Annotated in this window: 14 protein-coding genes; 7 read left to right on the forward strand and 7 right to left on the reverse strand. The window is 61.0% G+C overall.

Annotated features, from left to right (window positions below; translation table 11 throughout):
- Positions 1-9: 9 nt before the first annotated feature.
- The 4 genes from HYPMC_RS14810 to HYPMC_RS14825 all read right to left on the reverse strand — a co-directional run bounded on the left by HYPMC_RS14810 (position 10) and on the right by HYPMC_RS14825 (position 3,466).
- The gene (locus tag HYPMC_RS14810; protein WP_013948799.1) at positions 10-948 is read right to left on the reverse strand and encodes a 50S ribosomal protein L11 methyltransferase; all 939 of its coding nucleotides are present in this window, start codon (positions 946-948) and stop codon (positions 10-12) included.
- 2 nt (positions 949-950) lie between these two features.
- Positions 951-1,775 (reverse strand): RNA methyltransferase, encoded by an 825-nt coding sequence (locus HYPMC_RS14815; protein WP_013948800.1) that lies wholly within the window; start codon positions 1,773-1,775, stop codon positions 951-953.
- Positions 1,772-2,734: a class I SAM-dependent methyltransferase gene (locus tag HYPMC_RS14820; protein ID WP_013948801.1), complete on the reverse strand. Its 963-nt coding sequence runs from the start codon at positions 2,732-2,734 to the stop codon at positions 1,772-1,774. The genes HYPMC_RS14815 and HYPMC_RS14820 overlap by 4 nt, the downstream gene beginning before the upstream one ends.
- Positions 2,735-2,857: 123 nt before the next feature.
- Positions 2,858-3,466, reverse strand: a complete 609-nt coding sequence (locus tag HYPMC_RS14825; protein ID WP_013948802.1) for an FMN-dependent NADH-azoreductase — start codon at positions 3,464-3,466, stop codon at positions 2,858-2,860.
- 131 nt (positions 3,467-3,597) lie between these two features.
- On the opposite strand from HYPMC_RS14825, the gene HYPMC_RS14830 reads away from it, so the two are divergent.
- Together HYPMC_RS14830 and HYPMC_RS14835 are read left to right on the forward strand one after the other, a co-directional pair.
- Positions 3,598-4,035 (forward strand): helix-turn-helix domain-containing protein, encoded by a 438-nt coding sequence (locus HYPMC_RS14830; protein WP_013948803.1) that lies wholly within the window; start codon positions 3,598-3,600, stop codon positions 4,033-4,035.
- Positions 4,036-4,164: 129 nt separating this feature from the next.
- Positions 4,165-4,518, forward strand: coding sequence for a hypothetical protein (locus HYPMC_RS14835; RefSeq protein ID WP_013948805.1), 354 nt, complete (start codon positions 4,165-4,167; stop codon positions 4,516-4,518).
- Between the two features lie 22 nt (positions 4,519-4,540).
- On the opposite strand, the gene prfB is transcribed toward HYPMC_RS14835, so the two are convergent.
- From prfB to HYPMC_RS14850, 3 genes are all read right to left on the reverse strand, one after another.
- Positions 4,541-5,675, reverse strand: a protein-coding gene (gene prfB / locus HYPMC_RS14840) for a peptide chain release factor 2 (protein WP_155831269.1) whose coding sequence is annotated in 2 segments (ribosomal slippage) — positions 4,541-5,605 and positions 5,607-5,675 — 1,134 coding nt in all. Because the reading frame shifts where the segments join, the coding sequence is not laid out codon by codon here.
- A gap of 129 nt (positions 5,676-5,804) precedes the next feature.
- Positions 5,805-8,384, reverse strand: coding sequence for a penicillin-binding protein 1A (locus HYPMC_RS14845; protein WP_013948807.1), 2,580 nt, complete (start codon positions 8,382-8,384; stop codon positions 5,805-5,807).
- A gap of 155 nt (positions 8,385-8,539) precedes the next feature.
- Positions 8,540-9,742, reverse strand: a complete 1,203-nt coding sequence (locus HYPMC_RS14850) for an N-acetylmuramoyl-L-alanine amidase (RefSeq protein WP_244420899.1) — start codon at positions 9,740-9,742, stop codon at positions 8,540-8,542.
- A gap of 815 nt (positions 9,743-10,557) precedes the next feature.
- On the opposite strand from HYPMC_RS14850, the gene HYPMC_RS14860 reads away from it, so the two are divergent.
- From HYPMC_RS14860 to accB, 5 genes are all read left to right on the forward strand, one after another.
- Positions 10,558-13,653, forward strand: coding sequence for a ribonuclease E/G (locus HYPMC_RS14860; protein ID WP_013948809.1), 3,096 nt, complete (start codon positions 10,558-10,560; stop codon positions 13,651-13,653).
- Between the two features lie 234 nt (positions 13,654-13,887).
- On the forward strand, positions 13,888-15,297 hold the full coding sequence (locus tag HYPMC_RS14865; RefSeq protein WP_013948810.1) for a M48 family metalloprotease: 1,410 nt from the start codon (positions 13,888-13,890) through the stop codon (positions 15,295-15,297).
- A gap of 37 nt (positions 15,298-15,334) precedes the next feature.
- Positions 15,335-16,192 (forward strand): DsbA family protein, encoded by an 858-nt coding sequence (locus tag HYPMC_RS14870; protein ID WP_013948811.1) that lies wholly within the window; start codon positions 15,335-15,337, stop codon positions 16,190-16,192.
- A gap of 163 nt (positions 16,193-16,355) precedes the next feature.
- Positions 16,356-16,811: a type II 3-dehydroquinate dehydratase gene (gene aroQ / locus HYPMC_RS14875; protein ID WP_013948812.1), complete on the forward strand. Its 456-nt coding sequence runs from the start codon at positions 16,356-16,358 to the stop codon at positions 16,809-16,811.
- Between the two features lie 62 nt (positions 16,812-16,873).
- A complete protein-coding gene (accB, locus tag HYPMC_RS14880; RefSeq protein WP_013948813.1) occupies positions 16,874-17,362 on the forward strand; it encodes an acetyl-CoA carboxylase biotin carboxyl carrier protein in 489 nt (162 codons plus the stop codon).
- The last annotated feature ends 32 nt before the right edge of the window (positions 17,363-17,394 follow it).

Below are 17,394 nucleotides of genomic sequence, written 5' to 3' on the forward strand. Positions count from 1 at the left end.
TAGGGGCGGCTAGGGCAGATATCCCTTGTCGAGATCGTGCGCCTGGCGCGCCAGGACCTTGCCGCCAGCGTTCTTGTGAACGGCCGTCCACGCGAGATGCGTGCCCGCCTCCTCCGACGAGCTTGAGCGAAGATCGACAGAGATGAGATCGCTGGCGTCGGCGTCCATCGGCACAGAAAGAGGGAAATAGAGCTGCTCCCAATGCGTGCGCGGCGACAGCGGGCCGGTCGAAAAACCGATGCCCGGCACCAGCTCGACTTTCCACCACGTTGCGAAGCCATAGATTTTCGCCGGGCGCGGCAGCCGCCACTCGGCCTCGCCACGGCGCTTCGATTTCGTCTCCGTCGTTAGATCGACTTCGTCCCAGACCATGGCGCTGCGGCAGCCATCGAGGATTTCGGCGGGCTGCAAAGCGCGGACGTAAGCGTTGTTCAGCGACATCGTCTGCGCGACCGAGAGATCGAGCCCGTGGCCGACGCGGTCCCAGGCGCGCAGCTCGGTATCGATGCGTGGCGTAACAACAGGCGCCACATATTGAATGATGTGGTCGGGAATGACAGTGCCACCCGGTTTCAGAAAGCGCTGACGCGCGTCGGCCAGCGTCGCGATAATATTTTCTTCGAGCGCGTAGTTGCCGAGCGTTTCCGAGACGATGATATCAACTGCAAGCTTGTCCTGAAATTCCGTCGAGTGGCAAGGGATCAGATGATAGCGCTTCGCCTTGTTGGCTTTGAGTACGGCGGCGGCGACGCCCGCGACTTCAGCTGTTTCGAACAGAAACACTTCCTTGGCGCCGAGCTTGGATGCCATGAGCCCGAGCAGACCCGTTCCCGCGCCGATGTCCGCGACAACGGATTTGCCGGGAACGATGGCGGCCTTCAGCGCGGCAAAGAACGCTTCGTTGCGGACCTGATCGGCGATCAGTATGCGGTGATATTCGATGCGCATGATCAGAGCTTCAGACTAGGGCCGCGGACTTGATAGAGCATCAGGGCGGTCGCGATCGCGAGGTTGAGTGAGTCCAGCGCGCCCGCCATTGGAATTTTCACGAGCGTTGAGCAAACAGCGGCAGCGCCGCCCGAGAGGCCCGGCCCCTCGCTGCCCATGACGATCAGTTCGCGGCCATTATATTGCGTCTGACGGAAATCTTCGCGCGCATCGAGGTGCGTGCCGATGACCTCGCCGGGCCATGCCTTCGCGAGCGTGAAGAAGCTTTCGCGGTCGAGCTTCACAAGCGGCACGGCGAAGATCGAGCCCATCGTGGCGCGGATCGATTCCAGTGCATATGGATCGCAGGTCGTGCCGACGAGGATGATGCCGGACAGGCCGACAGCATCGGCGGTGCGAATGATCGTGCCGAGGTTGCCGGGATCGCGGATCTCTTCGAGCGCGAGCCACGTGTCGGTGCTTGTGAGCTTTGCGGGATCGGGGGGCGGCACGAAGCGTTGCTTGAAGACGCCAAGCAACGACTGCGGATTGTCTTTCGAGGCAAGTTTCGCGAGCACGGCCTCTGAGACTTCGAGAACTTCCGAGCCCGCTTCAAGCGCGTGCTTCACCAGCCCGCGCGCGACGCCGCCCGCTGCTGCGCCCGCTTGATAGACGAGCGTTTCGGGAGCGAAGCCATGATCGCGTGCGGTGACGAGCAGCGACGTGCCTTCGGCGACGAACAGGCCCGTTTCCTTGCGCACCTTGCGCATCTCCAGCGCACGGATCGCCTTGACCCGATCGTTCGTCAGACTGGTGATGATCTTTGGCGTATTGGCGTTTGGCTTCATGATGCCTGAACCCAGCGCACGAACAGCGATGTCGGCACGAGCGGTCCGGCGCGCGATTGAATGGCAAGCTCGCCGCTGTCGAATGTGCCGCCGCGCTTCGCCAGCGCTTCGCGCAGCAACTGGTCGAAGGCGAGCGATGAGGCGCGAATGGCGTAGATCGTCAGCACCATCGCGGCCTGTTCGGGCGCGAGCAGTTTCGAGAGATCGCCGAGCAGCGATGGCAGGTTTTGGAACAGGTCCCAGATTTCGCCTTCGGGGCCGCGCCCGAACTTCGGCGGATCGACGAGGATCATGTGATAGGTTTTACCGCGGCGAACGTCGCGGGCTACGAACTTCGCGGCGTCATCGAGCAGCCAGCGGATTTTCGCGGCGCCGAGCTTGGAGGCTTCCTGATTCTCCTTGCCCCACTGGATCGCCTTCTTGGAGGCATCGACATGGGTCACCTCAGCACCGGCTTTCGCGGCAAGCAACGACGCCGCGCCGGTATAGCCAAAGAGATTCAGGACGCGCGGGGTCTCGCCTTTCACTTTGGCGAGATGATCGAGCATCCATGTCCAGTGCGGTTCCTGCTCAGGGAAGAGGCCTAAGTGCCAGAGGCCCGCGAGTTTGCAGAGCATGGTGACGGGCTGGGAGCCCCCCGCCCCTAGCCCCTCCCCGCGAGCGGGAGGGGAACTCTTGTTGGTATCGCCGAGTGCAAGTTTGACCGGCCACGCATCGGGCACGGGCTTATCGATGCGCCATTTGCCTTTTTCGTCGTCTTCGCCGGATGCCGAAAAGACAGCGTTGGCTTTTGCCCATTCGGACTTCGCGAGCTTCGGCTGCCAAAGCGCCTGCGGCTCGGGGCGATCGACCACGACCTTACCGAAGCGCTCAAGCTTACGGCCCGCCCCGCAATCAAGCAGGGCGTAGTCTGAGAAGCCTTCGGATGTGACGAGGTGCAAATGATCGGGCGGTGGCATCGGCAGCGGACGGTTCGAACGGAAAGACGGGTCCGCGCTTTAACACGACTGTCGCTTATGTCGAGAAATCAAACGTCCGGCGGATATCGGCGGAGACTGTCGCAGCCTCCGCCAAGCGGGAATTCAGGCCGCCAGCCCAGCGATGGCGCTTTGCGCCTCGGCAATCGATTGCGCCCGCTGGTCGGGACCGAGATTCAGGCCCTCGGCGCGAACGAACGTCACGTCCGTGATGCCGAAAAAGCCGAAAATATTGCGCAGATAGGTTTCCTGATGGTCCAGGAAGGCGATCGGTGTCTGCGGGCCGTAAAATCCGCCGCGCGACGACGCGATGATGACTTTCTTGCCGCCTGCGAGGCCTTCAGGGCCTTTCTCGGTGTAGCGGAAGGTCTTGCCCGCGACGGCGAGACGGTCGATCCAGGCCTTGAGCTGGCTCGGAATAGCGAAGTTGTACATCGGAGCGCCGACAACCACGATATCGGCCGCCAGGAACTCATTGAGAGCGGCCTGCCCTGCCGCGACATCCTGACGAACATCAGCCGTTTCCGGGGCGGCGCCCTGCGCGGCTGCGAGATGCGCGCCGGACAAATGGCCGACCGGGGCGACTGCGAGGTCTCGGTAGACGACCTCGATGCCGGGGTGCAGGCGCTGCTCGGCAGCGACGATCTCAGCCGAAAGCTGGCGGCTGACTGAGCCCGGACCCAAAATGCTCGAGTCGACATGCAAAAGTTTCATAGGAGGATCTCCATCCATGACAGTTGGGCGGAGACTGGAGCGGGCCATTTGACAGCCGAGCCTCAGCCAGTCACATTTTGTGACCAGCGCTAAATTGTTCACTGGCAAAACCCCCGCAAGGAGGCACATTTTTGGAAGCCGGTATCAAACATGAAACCGAGCACTGCCGTGCGGTCTCCGACGTGCTGTCTCGGATCGGCGACAAGTGGACGGTCTACGTGGTCGGGCTGCTTTCGAATGGTCCTATGCGTTTCAATGAGATACGCCGGGCGGTGGGCAGCATCTCGCAACGGATGCTGACGCTGACGCTACGCGGTCTCGAGCGCGATGGCCTCGTCACGCGGACCGTCTATCCGACCATTCCGCCGCGGGTGGATTACGAGCTGACCGAGCTTGGCCAGACGCTAATCTGCATTCTGAAACCGCTCGGCGACTGGGCCGTCGAGAATCGGCGAACCGTTGAAACTGCCCGCGCGAAATTCGACGCGCAGGCGACGGGCGGTTCTCACGCGGCTGCGGCCAAGATCGGCTTGAAGCGACGGCTGCCAGCGATCTGGCGGAGCGCCTAGACGCCGCCCACCGCGCGGCATGGTTGCAACACTTTCGAGAAAAGTGTGTCGCCGCCTAGATCCGTCCGCAAATCAGCGTTAGCCGACAATAGGATGGTGCGCGTTGGCGGGACGTTACCGGAGGTCTTGATGCTATTTCATCGTTCCATTGCGGCGGCCGTCTTTGCTACGGCGCTCTTGGTGACGAGCGGCGCCAATGCCTTTGAAACGACGTCTATCGGCGGTGCTCCGGGATCAGGGACCGCCAATTACAAGGACCCGGACGAATTGGGCGCGGCACTGTCCCCATCGACGTCCTCATCGTCCTCACCCTTCAGCAATTTCAATTTTTCGGTTGGTCAGGCTCCGGATAATGCCGACGGCGCGCGAACGAATTGGCTGAACGGACCGGGATCGCCGAATTTCGGCTTCACCGGCTCGCAGAGCACCTCTGTCGAGCCCGCCTCGCCCTTCAACACGCCCATTCTACGCGATCGCAACTGAGCCGGATTTCCGGCTCATCCGGTTATTCCAGATCTTCGACTGTCACGGCTTCGCCGCCGCCTTTGATGCGCTGCGACAGCGCCGCCTCGATGAACTGGTCGATATCTCCGTCCAGGACTTCATCGGGATTGGTCGACTGAGCGCCAGTGCGCAGATCCTTCACAAGCTGATACGGCTGCAGCACGTAAGAGCGGATCTGGTGCCCCCAGCCGATGTCGGTCTTTGCCGCCTGCTCAGCGCTCGCCTTTTCCTCTCGGCGCTTCAATTCCATCTCGTACAGGCGCGCCTTAAGGCGCTTGAACGCGATGTCCTTGTTCTGGTGCTGCGACCGCTGCTCCTGAGCGAAGATCACGATGCCCGACGGTTTGTGCACGAGACGGACGGCCGATTCCGTCCGGTTGACGTGCTGACCGCCAGCGCCCGACGAGCGCGCGTAAGAAATGTCGACGTCGGCAGGATTGATATCGACGTCAATCGTATCGTCGATGACCGGATAAACGGTGACCGACGCGAAGCTCGTGTGGCGGCGGGCGTTCGAGTCGTATGGCGAGATGCGCACAAGACGATGCACGCCGGCTTCGGTCTTCAGCCAACCATAGGCGTTCTCGCCTTCGATCTCGTAGGTCGCCGACTTGATGCCGGCTTCTTCACCCGGGCTTTCGTCGATCAGCTTGACCTTGTAGCCGCGCCGCTCCGCCCAGCGCACGTACATGCGCGCAAGCATCGACGCCCAATCCTGGCTCTCGGTGCCGCCGGCGCCGGCGTGCACCTCGATGTAGGTGTTCATCGCGTCGGCTTCGCCCGACAGCATGGCGTCGATCGAGCGGCGCTGCGCTTCGTGATCGATGCGTTCCAGCGCAGTCTCGCCTTCGCTGACGCTGGCCTCGTCGTTCTCGGCCTCGCCAAGCTCGATCAGCGTCAATGCATCTTCGTAGTCGCGCTGCAGACGTTTGAATTCGGAGACGGAGCGCTCAAGCGAGTTGCGCTGGCGCATGACTTTCTGCGCAGCCTTGGCATCGCTCCAGAGATTGGGGTCTTCGGCTTTCGCGTTCAGCGAGGCGAGACGGTCTTCGGCCGTCTCCCAGTCAAAGAGACCTCCTCAGGAGGGCGAACGCCTCCTCGATGCCGTCCGAAAGTTTTTGCGCTTCTGCGCGCATGGGAGCCTCCGACGCCGGCTCTCGCCGGCAAAGTGGATCAATCTCAGAAATCAGGTGCGGACGTATAGTGACGCGCGGTCGTCGTGTAAACGCGCGCGTTCGGCGGCGCGGCAATCGGCGCGCATTTGGTTACCACAATCCGTTCGGCGTGAGAGAGCCGCTGTCCGGCCGACTCATCGGCGGTGCGGGACGCGCCACACGTTCACTGACCGGCGGCGGTGACATCGACGAAGACGCGTCTGCCGTCATGCCGTTAACACCGATCATCGAGTAGGCGTCGTCGGGTTCTTCGTCGGGCTTAAACGCTTCCATGATCGTGTTCGGATCGTCAGCCGAGGCACGCAGCCCGGTCTTCAGATCGACGCGCACGAACTTGATGCCGGGCGGAACGCGGAACGGTGCGGGCGGCGTGTCACCCAGCGCATCCTTGACGAACTCACCGAAGATCGGCGCTGCAATCGCGCCACCGGTGTTGCCTTTTCCAAGCGGCTTGGGGATGTCGTAGCCGATGTAAACGCCGACGACCATCGTCGGCGTATAGCCCATGAACCAGACGTCCTTCTCTTCGTTCGTCGTGCCGGTCTTGCCGGCAATCGGACGATTGAGAGCGCTCAGTATCTTACCGGTACCGCGCTGCACGACGCCTTCCATAATGTGTGTCATTTGATAGGCCGTCAGCGGATCAATGACCTGGCGGCGGCTATCGACAAGCTGCGGCTCGGGTTGATTGGCCCAGCGGTCGGCCATGCAGCCCATGCACTGGCGTTCGTCATGACGCCAGATGGTATGACCATAGCGATCCTGGATGCGGTCGATCAGCGTGGCGGTGACTTCCTTGCCGCCGTTCGCCAGCATGCAATAGCCGGTTGCCATGCGCAGCAGCGTCGTTTCGCCAGCGCCAAGCGACATCGACAGAACCGGCAAGAGATCGTCGTAGATGCCGAAGCGCTTCGCATATTCGGTGATGATCGGCATGCCGAGATCCTGCGCGAGGCGCGCCGTCATCTGGTTGCGAGAATGCTCGATGCCGAAGCGCAGCGTTTCCGGCCCCGCGGTATCGTCGGTCTCATAGTTCTTCGGCTTCCAGACGTCCTGACCGGGGCCTTGGTCGATCTCGATCGGCGCGTCGAGGACGATCGACGTCGGCTTGTAGCCATTATCGATTGCGGATGCATAGACGAACGGCTTGAACGACGAGCCAGGCTGGCGCTTGGCCTGCGTGACGCGATCGAACTGGCTCAAATCGTAAGAGAAGCCGCCGGCGATCGCGAGCACGCGGCCGGTGTAGGGGTCCATGGCGACCAGACCGCCGCCAATCTGCGGAATCTGCATCAAAGACCACGCACCCTGAATGTTATTCGGGTCGTTCGGCGAGACGTAGACGACGTCGCCAGGGCTCAGAATGTCTGCCGTCGATTTGGGCGTGATGCGCTTGCCGTTGGCTTTCTTCGCGGCCCACTTCATGTCGTCGAGCGAGACTTCGACAGCTTCGCGATCCTTCGCGAGCGTGGAATCTTGTTGGCGATGCGGTTTGAAACCGACGATCGCTTTTTTCTTCTGCGTTTCAAGGACGACACCGAGACGCCAGGGGTCGATATCCCCAGGGCTCGAAATCTTGCCGAGCGCCACACCCCAGTCGCCCGAAATATCGATGTGCGAGACCGGCCCGCGCCACCCTTTGATGCGATCGAACTTCACGAGGCCATCGACGAGAGCTGTTCTCGCCAGCTTCTGCAGTTGCGGGTCGAGCGTCGTGCGCACCGACAGGCCGCCGCCGTAGAGCTTGTCCTCGCCGTATTTCGCAAGCAGCGTGCGGCGAACTTCTTCAGCGAAAAATTCGGCGCTCTCGATGCGAACGGTATTGGGGCGCAGATTGACGACGAGCGGCTTCTTCCTGGCCTCTTCGGCCTGCTCTTTCGTGATGTAACCGTTTTCGGCCATCTGACCGATGATCCAGTTCCGACGCTCGGTCGCTTTCGCCTTCTGGCGGAACGGATGATAGTTGTTCGGCCCCTTCGGAAGCGCGGCAAGATAAGCCGCCTCCTCGACGGTGAGGTCCTTCAGCTCCTTGTTGAAATAGGTCAGCGCGGCTGCGCCGACGCCGTAGGAGTTCATGCCGAGGAAAATTTCGTTGAGATAGAGTTCGAGAATGCGGTCCTTCGAGTAGGCGCCCTCGATGCGGATCGCCAGGATCGCTTCCTTGATCTTGCGCTCGATCGAGCGCTCGTTCGTCAGCAGGAAGTTCTTGGCGACCTGCTGGGTGATGGTCGAAGCACCTTGTGTACGCCGGTTCGAGCCGTGAATTTTTGACTCAGCGGCCGCAAAGACGGCGCGAAGGACACCCTGAATGTCGATACCGCCATGCTCGTAGAAGCGGCGGTCTTCCGCCGACAGAAAGGCGCCGATCACGAGTTTCGGAACGTTGTTGATCGGTACGAAGATTCGCCGCTCGCGCGCGAACTCGGAAATCAGCGAGCCGTCGTGCGCGTGGATGCGCGTCATGACGGGCGGCTCATATTTCGACAGGCTCTCGTAATCGGGAAGATCCCGCGAGGCCTGCCAGATCAAAAAGCCAGCACCTGCGGAACCGGCGATGAAAACCAGCACAAAGGTACCGAACGCAAACCCAAGAAAATTGAGCAGCAGGCTTCTGCGCCGCTTTTTCCTTCTCCTGGGCGCCGGTGGTGGCGGCAGCGTGGGCGCGCGCATCAAATTCGAGATTCCGTCAGTCTGTCGCTGGCTTAAATTTTTCCGAATGAGGCGGTTACGTCTATTGCCGCGCCGCAGCAATGGCAATCCCCTCAGAACATTCGCACATTAGCACTGAATGTGGCAGCACGTCGTCCGAGGATGGACGAGTATCCTCAGGGGCGTAAGGCCGTTCTTTTGTTGAAGTAAATTTGCACCGCACCGGTGATCGCGTCGGCGACTTTCGACTGCCATTCCGGTGTCAGCATCTGCTCCTCATCGCTGCGATTGCTGATATATCCCAATTCTACAAGCACGGACGGCGAATCCGTCTGCTTCAGCACCTTGAACGCCGCCGAGCGGCGGGGTACGCGCGACATCGTAATCTTTTTGCGCAGGTGTTTGGCCAGAAGCTGCGAGAAATCTGAGGAAAAGTTCGAGGTTTCACGTTTCATCAGGTCGATGAGGATACTTTTGACCTGATCGTCTTTGCCTTCGTCGAGATTTTCGATGCCGGCCAAAAGATCCGAGGCATTTTCCTTTTCAGCCGCAATCCGCGCCACTTTGTCGGACGCTTTGCTGGACAGCGTGTAGATGGTGGCGCCGCGAATGCTGCTGGCGGCCGTCTCGATGGAATCAGCGTGCAGCGAGATAAAGAGATCGGCTCCGACCGCGCGGGAAAATTTGAGGCGGTCGTCGAGAGAGATGAATACATCGTCGTGGCGGGTCATCTTGACGTCGTAGAGGCCAGTCTTCTCCAGTTCGTCCTTGAGTTGCATAGCAACAGCAAGAACAATCGTTTTCTCATTTACATTATTGGGGCCGATAGCGCCGGGGTCGATGCCACCGTGGCCCGGATCAATCACGATGACGGGCTTGGCGTTGGGCTGCTTCTTATCGGGTGGAGCCTCGAACGCGCTCTCGAAATTCGGCTCCTCAGACGCGGCGGCCATTCCCGCGCCGGTGCCGCCGCCAAACGATTTTGCGTCGGTCGGCATAAGGGCGATGGCGAGTTTTACGGCCGATGATCCCTTGATCCGCGTCATGTTGGCGGAATGGATGACGACGGGGCCTTTGGTATCGATCACGATGCGCGATTTATGCGACGCGAAAAGGCCATAGCGGAACGCCGAGATGAGGCCCGCCCCTTTCTGTCCTGCCGCAGGGTCCAGGCGAAAATTGACGTCGGGCAGATCTATGACGACACGGTAGGGGCTCGCGAGCGTAAAAGCCTGTGCGGTCACGCCTTCGCTCATCGTCAGTTCGAAAATCGTCGAGCGGCCGGTCACCGTCAGGTGGGTTTCGAGCGCATCGGCTGCCATAGCGGGCCGCCCAAGCAACAGGCATAGCACGGTTGCTACTGCTGCTAGAATGTTCACTAAAGGTTTCCCGGGCGGGCGCATTGCCGAATTTTCCCCCTTGCTCGCCTTGTGTGCCCGATCCCCATGCCCCGTTAAATCTTTGTTTTCATTCGTTATATAAAAGGACCATTATCGCCTCACGTTGTCGATCCCGCGCCAGTTTTATAGCACTTGCCAGCGAAGGATCGACCTCGTAAAGTTTGAAATGTATTCGGTGGCGCCCGAGACACACGCCTAAGTGGCGTAGGTTGAATAGGCGCCTGCAGAACCCAGTCGGCCTGCTGCGGGGCAAAGCTCTGCTTTCACAGGTAATTGGGCCAGCACGGATGGCACCTGCTTGAGGCAAGCGCACGGGGAGTATCAACGTCGCTCAGCAGGTTTCGGAGCTTTGACTTCCGAGCCCCCGGCGGCTCATTGTCGGAGTGAACTTACTTTGTGCCGGTCGCCCCGGTTTGTCAGTCGGGTAAAAGCGCGAATTGCTGGGCGGCCCAAAATTGATCGACCACGACGCCGCAGGGTGTCGGATTTTTCTCCCCAGCCTGAAGTCCCCCAATTCTGGACACGCAGCTGGGTCATAGACGACAGGCCATGACGACAGCTTGCATCATCCAAGACAGCGCCAACGGGATCTCGATCCACCCGGCGTTCGCATGCGTCCCTGCGCGCCACTCGCGCACATCGGGGAACGGGATGGTGCAGACAGCGGCTCGGCCGCCAGTTCCATCAGCACAATCAACCAAAAGAACGCGCCACAGCGCGATCCTCGCGATCCGTTCCGGCAATTCCGGTTCGAGATGCGAGCCGCCGCCCCGGCGCGCCAAGGAAAATAACCTATGTCCAATACGAAAATGCTCATCGATGCCACGCATCCCGAGGAGACTCGGGTCGTGGTCCAACGCAACGGCCGGGTAGAGGAATTCGATTTCGAAAGTGCCGCTCGGAAACTGCTGCGCGGCAATATCTATCTCGCCAAGGTGACGCGCGTAGAGCCGTCGCTACAAGCGGCTTTCGTCGATTACGGCGGCAACCGGCACGGTTTTCTCGCCTTCAACGAAATCCATCCTGACTACTATCAGATTCCGGTCGCCGACCGTCAGGCGCTTCTCGATGAAGAAGCCGCCGCTGAAGCCGAGCTCGAAGCCGCCGCCGACCGGCGCGCGGAGGCGCTCGCCCGCAGAAATTCGACACGCGGCGGTGGGTCGGCCGCCCCTCACGCTGAAGGGGAAGCGACGAACGACGATTTCGCGGAACAGTCCTCTGAGGATTCTGAGGACGGCGAATCCACGCACATCGTCGATGTCGAAGAAGACGATGAGCACATCGAAGAGATCGGTGGCGACGAAGACGAAGAGCCGATCAAAGTCTTGGCCGTCGCCGTTCCGATGCCGGACGATGACGTCATCTCCGAGCCGGTCCGGGCCGAAGCGGCAGACAACGGCGAGTCAAATACCGATCTCGCAGCAAGCGCGTCGTCGGACGAGCCTGCAGCGCAGGCCGATGCCGATCATGCGCGCGACGAGAGCGACGATCACGATCATCACCATGACGCCGAAGCCGGTTCGGACGTTCACGCTGACGACGATCATGGCTCCGAGCATGATGAGCACGAGCATGAACACCATGCCGAGCAGCCGCATGTCCATGACCATCACGACCATCATGGCGGCGAGATCGACGACTCGCAGGGCGCGGAGTTCCACGAGGAAGCGCCGCAACGTCCGCGTCGGCGTCCGCGCAGCTACAAGATCCAGGAAGTTATCAAGCGCCGCCAGATCATTCTGGTGCAGGTTGTTAAAGAGGAGCGCGGCAACAAGGGCGCAGCGCTGACGACGTATTTGTCGCTTGCCGGCCGCTACACTGTTTTGATGCCGAACACCGCCCGCGGCGGCGGCATCTCGCGCAAGATCACCAATCCGCAGGACCGCCGCCGTCTGAAGGCCATTGCCCAGGAACTCGAGGTTCCGGAGGGCATGGGCCTCATCATCCGCACGGCGGGTGCGGCGCGCACGAAGCAGGAAATCAAGCGCGACTTCGAATATCTGCTGCGCCTCTGGGAGAGCGTGCGCGATCTCACGCTGCAGTCGACGGCGCCGAGCCTCGTCTACGAAGAAGGCGACCTGATCAAGCGTTCCATCCGCGACCTCTATAACAAGGATGTCGAGGAAATCGTCGTTGCCGGCGATGCGGGGCACCAGGAAGCCGCCGACTTCATGAAGATGCTCATGCCGAGCCACGCCAAAAACGTCGTGGCTTATCGCGAGCCGACGCCGCTGTTCACGCGTTATGGCGTCGAACGGCAGCTCAACGCCATGTTCCAGCCGCAGGTGACGCTGCGCTCGGGCGGCTACATCGTCATCAACCAGACGGAAGCCCTCGTTGCGATCGACGTCAACTCGGGGAAATCGACGCGCGAATTCTCGATCGAAGAAACGGCGCTTGCGACTAACCTCGAGGCGGCCGACGAAATCGCGCGCCAGCTGAAGCTGCGCGACCTTGCCGGCCTCATCGTGATCGACTTCATCGACATGGAGGAGAAGCGCAACAATCGCGCCGTCGAGCGCCGCCTGAAGGATGCGCTTCGCTTCGACCGGGCGCGAATCCAGCTCGGCCGCATCTCGCATTTCGGTCTGATGGAAATGTCGCGCCAGCGTCTCAGAACGGGCGTGCTGGAAGGCTCGACGTCGCAGTGTCCGCACTGCCAGGGCACCGGCATCATCCGCTCGACGGAGAGCATCGCGCTCGCCGTATTGCGTGGCCTTGAAGATGCGATCACGGCGGGCGCTACAGGTCCGCTGACCGCGACGACGACGCCGCCGGTTGCACTCTACATTCTGAACAGCAAGCGCGCCTACGTCACCGACATGGAGCATCGCCACGGTTACTCGGTGACGGTGCTCGGTAGCGATCGCGTGCAGGGTGCGAACTTCACGATCGAGCGCGGCGGCCCTGCCGTTCCGGTGCGCCGTGTCGAACGTGCTGCCGTCAACATGGACTGGGGCTTCGACGGCGAGGAAGAAGCACCGACATTCGAAGGCGGCGAGATTGAAACCGTATCGCACGTCGATGACGGCGACGAAGATACCGTGGCCCGTGAGAATGGTCGTGGCGAGGGCGATGAGTCCGGCGGCCGTCGCGGGCGGCGCAGGCGGCGTCGCGGTCGCGGTGGACGCGAGCGTGGCGAAAGCCGCGAGCGTTTCAGTTCCGAACCGCGCGGCGAAGACGATCACGGATTTGCGGCAGGTCCGCAGCCGCACGGCGATGATGACGGCGAACAGGGACCGGTCGACGAGGATGACCTCGATGCCCAACCGGCATCCGAGGAAGCGGAACTCGGCGAGCACGGCGAAAACGGCGCCAACGGCGAAAAGCCCGCACGGCGGCGCCGGCGCGGACGTCGCGGTGGCCGTCGCGGTCGGGACCGCAATCGTGAAGGCGGCCCGATGCACGCCGATGATGCCAACGGCGTTGCCGAAGGCGAAGATCACGAACAACTCGACAGCGGGGACACCGACGGCGATACCGAGGCTGCCCAGCCGGAAACTTGGTCAAACGGTGGACACATCACCGAGGCGCTGTCGTCGGAAGACGTTGCGACGGCTGTCGAACAGCCGGAACTCAAGGTTCCGCGGCAACAACGGCTTTGGGACGTTCCCTCGAAGGCGCAAGACGCGGATGAAGTCGTGATGCTCGAAGGCACGGCATCCGAGGTTGCGACGGAAGAACCGCAGCAGGCTGTTGAGGTGCCCGCCGAAGTTCAGGACAGCGCACCTGCGCCGGCACCGCGTCGTCGGCACGAGATCGGCTCCAGCGAGCCGCGAATCGAGCGCGTTGTTGTCCGACCAGGCGATGAAGGCTCGGCTACCGATGCCGAAGCTCAGGCTGCCCCGCAGCGCAAGGGCTGGTGGCAGCGCAAGTTCGGCGGCGAATAAACAGACGAAGGGCCGAGGCATCGCTTGCTTCGGCCCATTCCCAAAATCAAAGCTGCTACTGGCCTATCTTGCTTCGGACGAGCGCCGTTAGCAGCGCTTACCGCCATGCTGACGCCCTAAACTCGTGAATGTTTATAAGCACCTCGTAGCAACGCATTTGACCCAAATAGGGTTGGCGCATACTTTGATTGTGCGTGGCGTCTCGAAACGCTTGTCGAGATCAGGGCACTGCGAATGCCGATATTTTGGAAGTCACTTCCGGCGCATTCCAACGCCCGAAGTTTGACGATTTGGATCGTTGCGCTCATCGCATCGCTGTTGACATTAGCCAACGGCACCCGAGCGCAGGGGCTGCCGCTGATCCGCGACGCCGAGATCGAAGCGCTGCTGCAGGATTATTCCAAACCGATTTTTGAAGCGGCGGGTTTCGGTGGCGGCCGCGTGACCGTCCGCATCATCAATAATGAAGCCTTCAACGCCTTCGTTCTCGACGGCGCGAACGTGTTCGTGAATACCGGCACACTGATGCAGGCGCAGACGCCGAATGAAGTGATCGGCGTCATCGCACATGAAAGCGGTCATATCGCGGGCGGCCACATGGCGGCGCTGCGCTCGCGCATCGCGAAGGATCAAACACGCGCTCTGTTGACGCAGGTTCTCGGCATCGGCGCCATGGTTGCGGGCGGCGTCACAGGCGGAGATGGCGGACGCGAGACGGCACAAGGCGGCGCTGCTCTTTTGCAGGGCGGCAGCAGCGTCATTCTCAAGGGGCTTCTGGCCGAGCGGCGATCGCAGGAATCGGCGGCTGATCAGGCGGGCATCAAGTATCTCACGGCCACGAAACAGTCGGGCAAAGGCATGCTCGACACGTTCGAGCGGTTCAAGGAACAGGAATATCTATCGGATCAGTTCCAGGACCCGTTCATTCGATCGCATCCTCTGTCGGCCGAACGCCTCGACCGGCTCAGCCGGCTCGCAACCACAAGTCCGTATTTCAACAAGAAAGACCCGCCGTCGCTGCAGCTTCGCCACGACCTGATGCGGGCGAAGCTTTCGGGCTATCTGGAATCGCCGGCGACTGTGTTCAATCGCTATCCTGACTCAAATAAGACGCTGCCGGCGCGCTACGCGCGGGCCATCGCGACATTCTTTCGCGGCGGCGGCGGTGCGCTGGAATCGGCGGTCCAGCAGACCGACAGCATGATCAAGGAAAACCCGAATTACCCGTACTTTTACGAACTTCGGGCCGACTTCCTGATGCGATCCGGCAAACTCGCGCCTGCGGTCCCGAGCTTGCGGCAAGCCCTGAAACTGGCGCCTAACAGTCCTTTAATCATGGTCGAACTGGCCACGGCGGTCCAAAGCCTCAAGGGCAGCGATGCGCAAAAAGAGGCTATCGATCTACTGCGGAAATCTCTTATCGAAGACCCGGAAAATGGCCATGCTTACAGGCTGCTCGCAAACATCTATTATAAGCAGGGCCGGGGTCCGGAAGCCGACGCCATGACGGCCCAGGCCTACTTCAACGAAGGGAACATAAAAGACGCACAGGTCTTCGCTAAACGAGCCCAACTGAAATTACGAGCGGGCTCGCCCGAGTGGTTGAAAAACGACGACATCATTAACTACAAGCCGCAAACCTGAGCAGCCGGCTGCTTTATCGAAAAATGAGATCAAATCCATGACCCAGAAGTCTCCTGACCGTAACAGAGCGCGCGCGGCTTCCGCCGGCAAAAAGCTCTCTGTCATCGCGCTCGGATTTGCGTGCCTGGCATTCGCGGCACTCGCAGCATCGAATTTCGGAAATAGTTCGGCGCACGCCGACACCATCGCGCCCACCGCGGGCGGCAAGGTCTTTACCGACGAGCAGAAAAAGGCGCTCGGCGACATCATCAGAGACTATCTGATCAAGAACCCCGAAGTCATGTTCGAGGTGCAGAACGCTCTGGATGAGAAGTCTCAGAAAGAGCAGGAAACCAAGCTCAAAGCCTTCATGGCGAAGAACGCCAAGCAGATCTATCGCGCCCCTGACAGCTCGGTTGCCGGCGATCCCAACGGCGACGTCACTGTCGTCGAGTTCTTCGATTACAACTGCGGTTACTGCAAACACGGCCTGCCGGAAGTGCAGAAGCTGATCCACGACGACAAAAAGGTTCGCTTCGTCTTCAAGGAGCTGCCGATCCTGTCGACGGGCTCAATCGAGGCCGCGAAGGTCGCGCTGGCCGCCAAACGCCAGGGCAAGTACTGGGAGTTCCATCAAGCGATGCTGGGCTCCAAGGGCGTTGCCAACGAAGCTTCCGCGTTGAAGATCGCGGAATCGCTCGGTCTCGACATGGATAAGGTCAAGGCCGACATGGCAGGCGACGACGTCAAGAACGAGTTGCAGAGCGATCTGCTGCTTGCCAAGCAGCTCGGCGTCAACGGCACCCCGCACTTCCTGGTCGGCGACAAGTCGGTGCCCGGTGCGCCGGATGACCTGCACGACCAGCTTGAGGCGCTCGTCAGCGGCTACCGCAAGACCGGCTGCAACATGTGCTGAGAGTGGCCGAAAATTCTCGTGCCATACCAGACATTTAACATCAAAGACACATTGCAGTGCGCGGCCATCGCCGCGCACTTTGCGCATTCGACGAAAGCTGATAGACCCTGGGCCTTCACAATCGGCGTCGGGCATCAGCTCGGTGCCTTAACGGCCTCCTGACATGACCTCCCTCGTTTACGTTCTTAACGGCCCCAATCTCAATATGCTCGGCGTCCGCGAGCCCGAAGTCTATGGCCGCGAGACGCTCGACGACCTGCGCGTGCGCACCGAAAAATCGGCAACGGCGAACGGGCTGGCCATCGACTTCCGGCAATCGAATATCGAGGGCGAAATCGTCAATTGGGTGCAGGAGGCGCGCGGAAAGGCCAAGGGCATCATCATCAATGCTGGTGGCTATACGCACACGTCGGTTGCCATTCTCGATGCGCTGCAGGCCGTCAGCCTGCCGGTCGTCGAGGTGCACCTTTCCAACATCTTCCGGCGCGACGAGTTTCGTCAGCATTCCTACATCTCGCTCGCAGCGACGGGGGTGATCTGCGGGCTCGGCGCCAAGGGCTATGAACTCGCGATCGAGGCAATGGCCGACATTCTGAACAAATCCACAGGCAAAGCGTGACGTTGCGGCCAGAGCTTAGGCTATAAGACGCACGCCAACTAAATATCGAGGACACGGGACTGATGAGCGCAAAAGACCAAGGGCCGAAAATGGGAAGCGCCGAAGGTCAGATGATCCGCGAGCTCGCCGAGCTTTTGAACGATACGGGTCTGACGGAAATCGAAATCGAGAAGAGCGGCCTCAAGATCCGCGTCGCCAAGAAAATCTCGATCACGGCCGCGGCGCCGCAGGCTTACATGTCTGCGCCGGTTGCAGCCGCAGCGTCGACGCCGAGCGAAGCGAAACCGGCGGCGGGTGCGGGTGATTTTTCGAAGCATCCGGGCGCGGTCAAATCGCCGATGGTCGGCACGGCCTATCGCTCGCCGGAGCCGGGTGCACCGGCATTCTGCGAAGTCGGGTCCAAGGTCAATCAGGGCGACACGCTGCTGATCATCGAGGCGATGAAGACTATGAACCAGATCCCCGCGCCGCGCGCCGGCACGATCAAAGCCATCCTCGTCGAGAACGCGCAACCGGTCGAGTATGGCGAGCCGCTGATCATCATAGAATAGAGCGCGCACCGCATACGGCGGTGAAAAGCGCC

The organism is Hyphomicrobium sp. MC1 (assembly GCF_000253295.1).
Classification (GTDB): domain Bacteria; phylum Pseudomonadota; class Alphaproteobacteria; order Rhizobiales; family Hyphomicrobiaceae; genus Hyphomicrobium_B.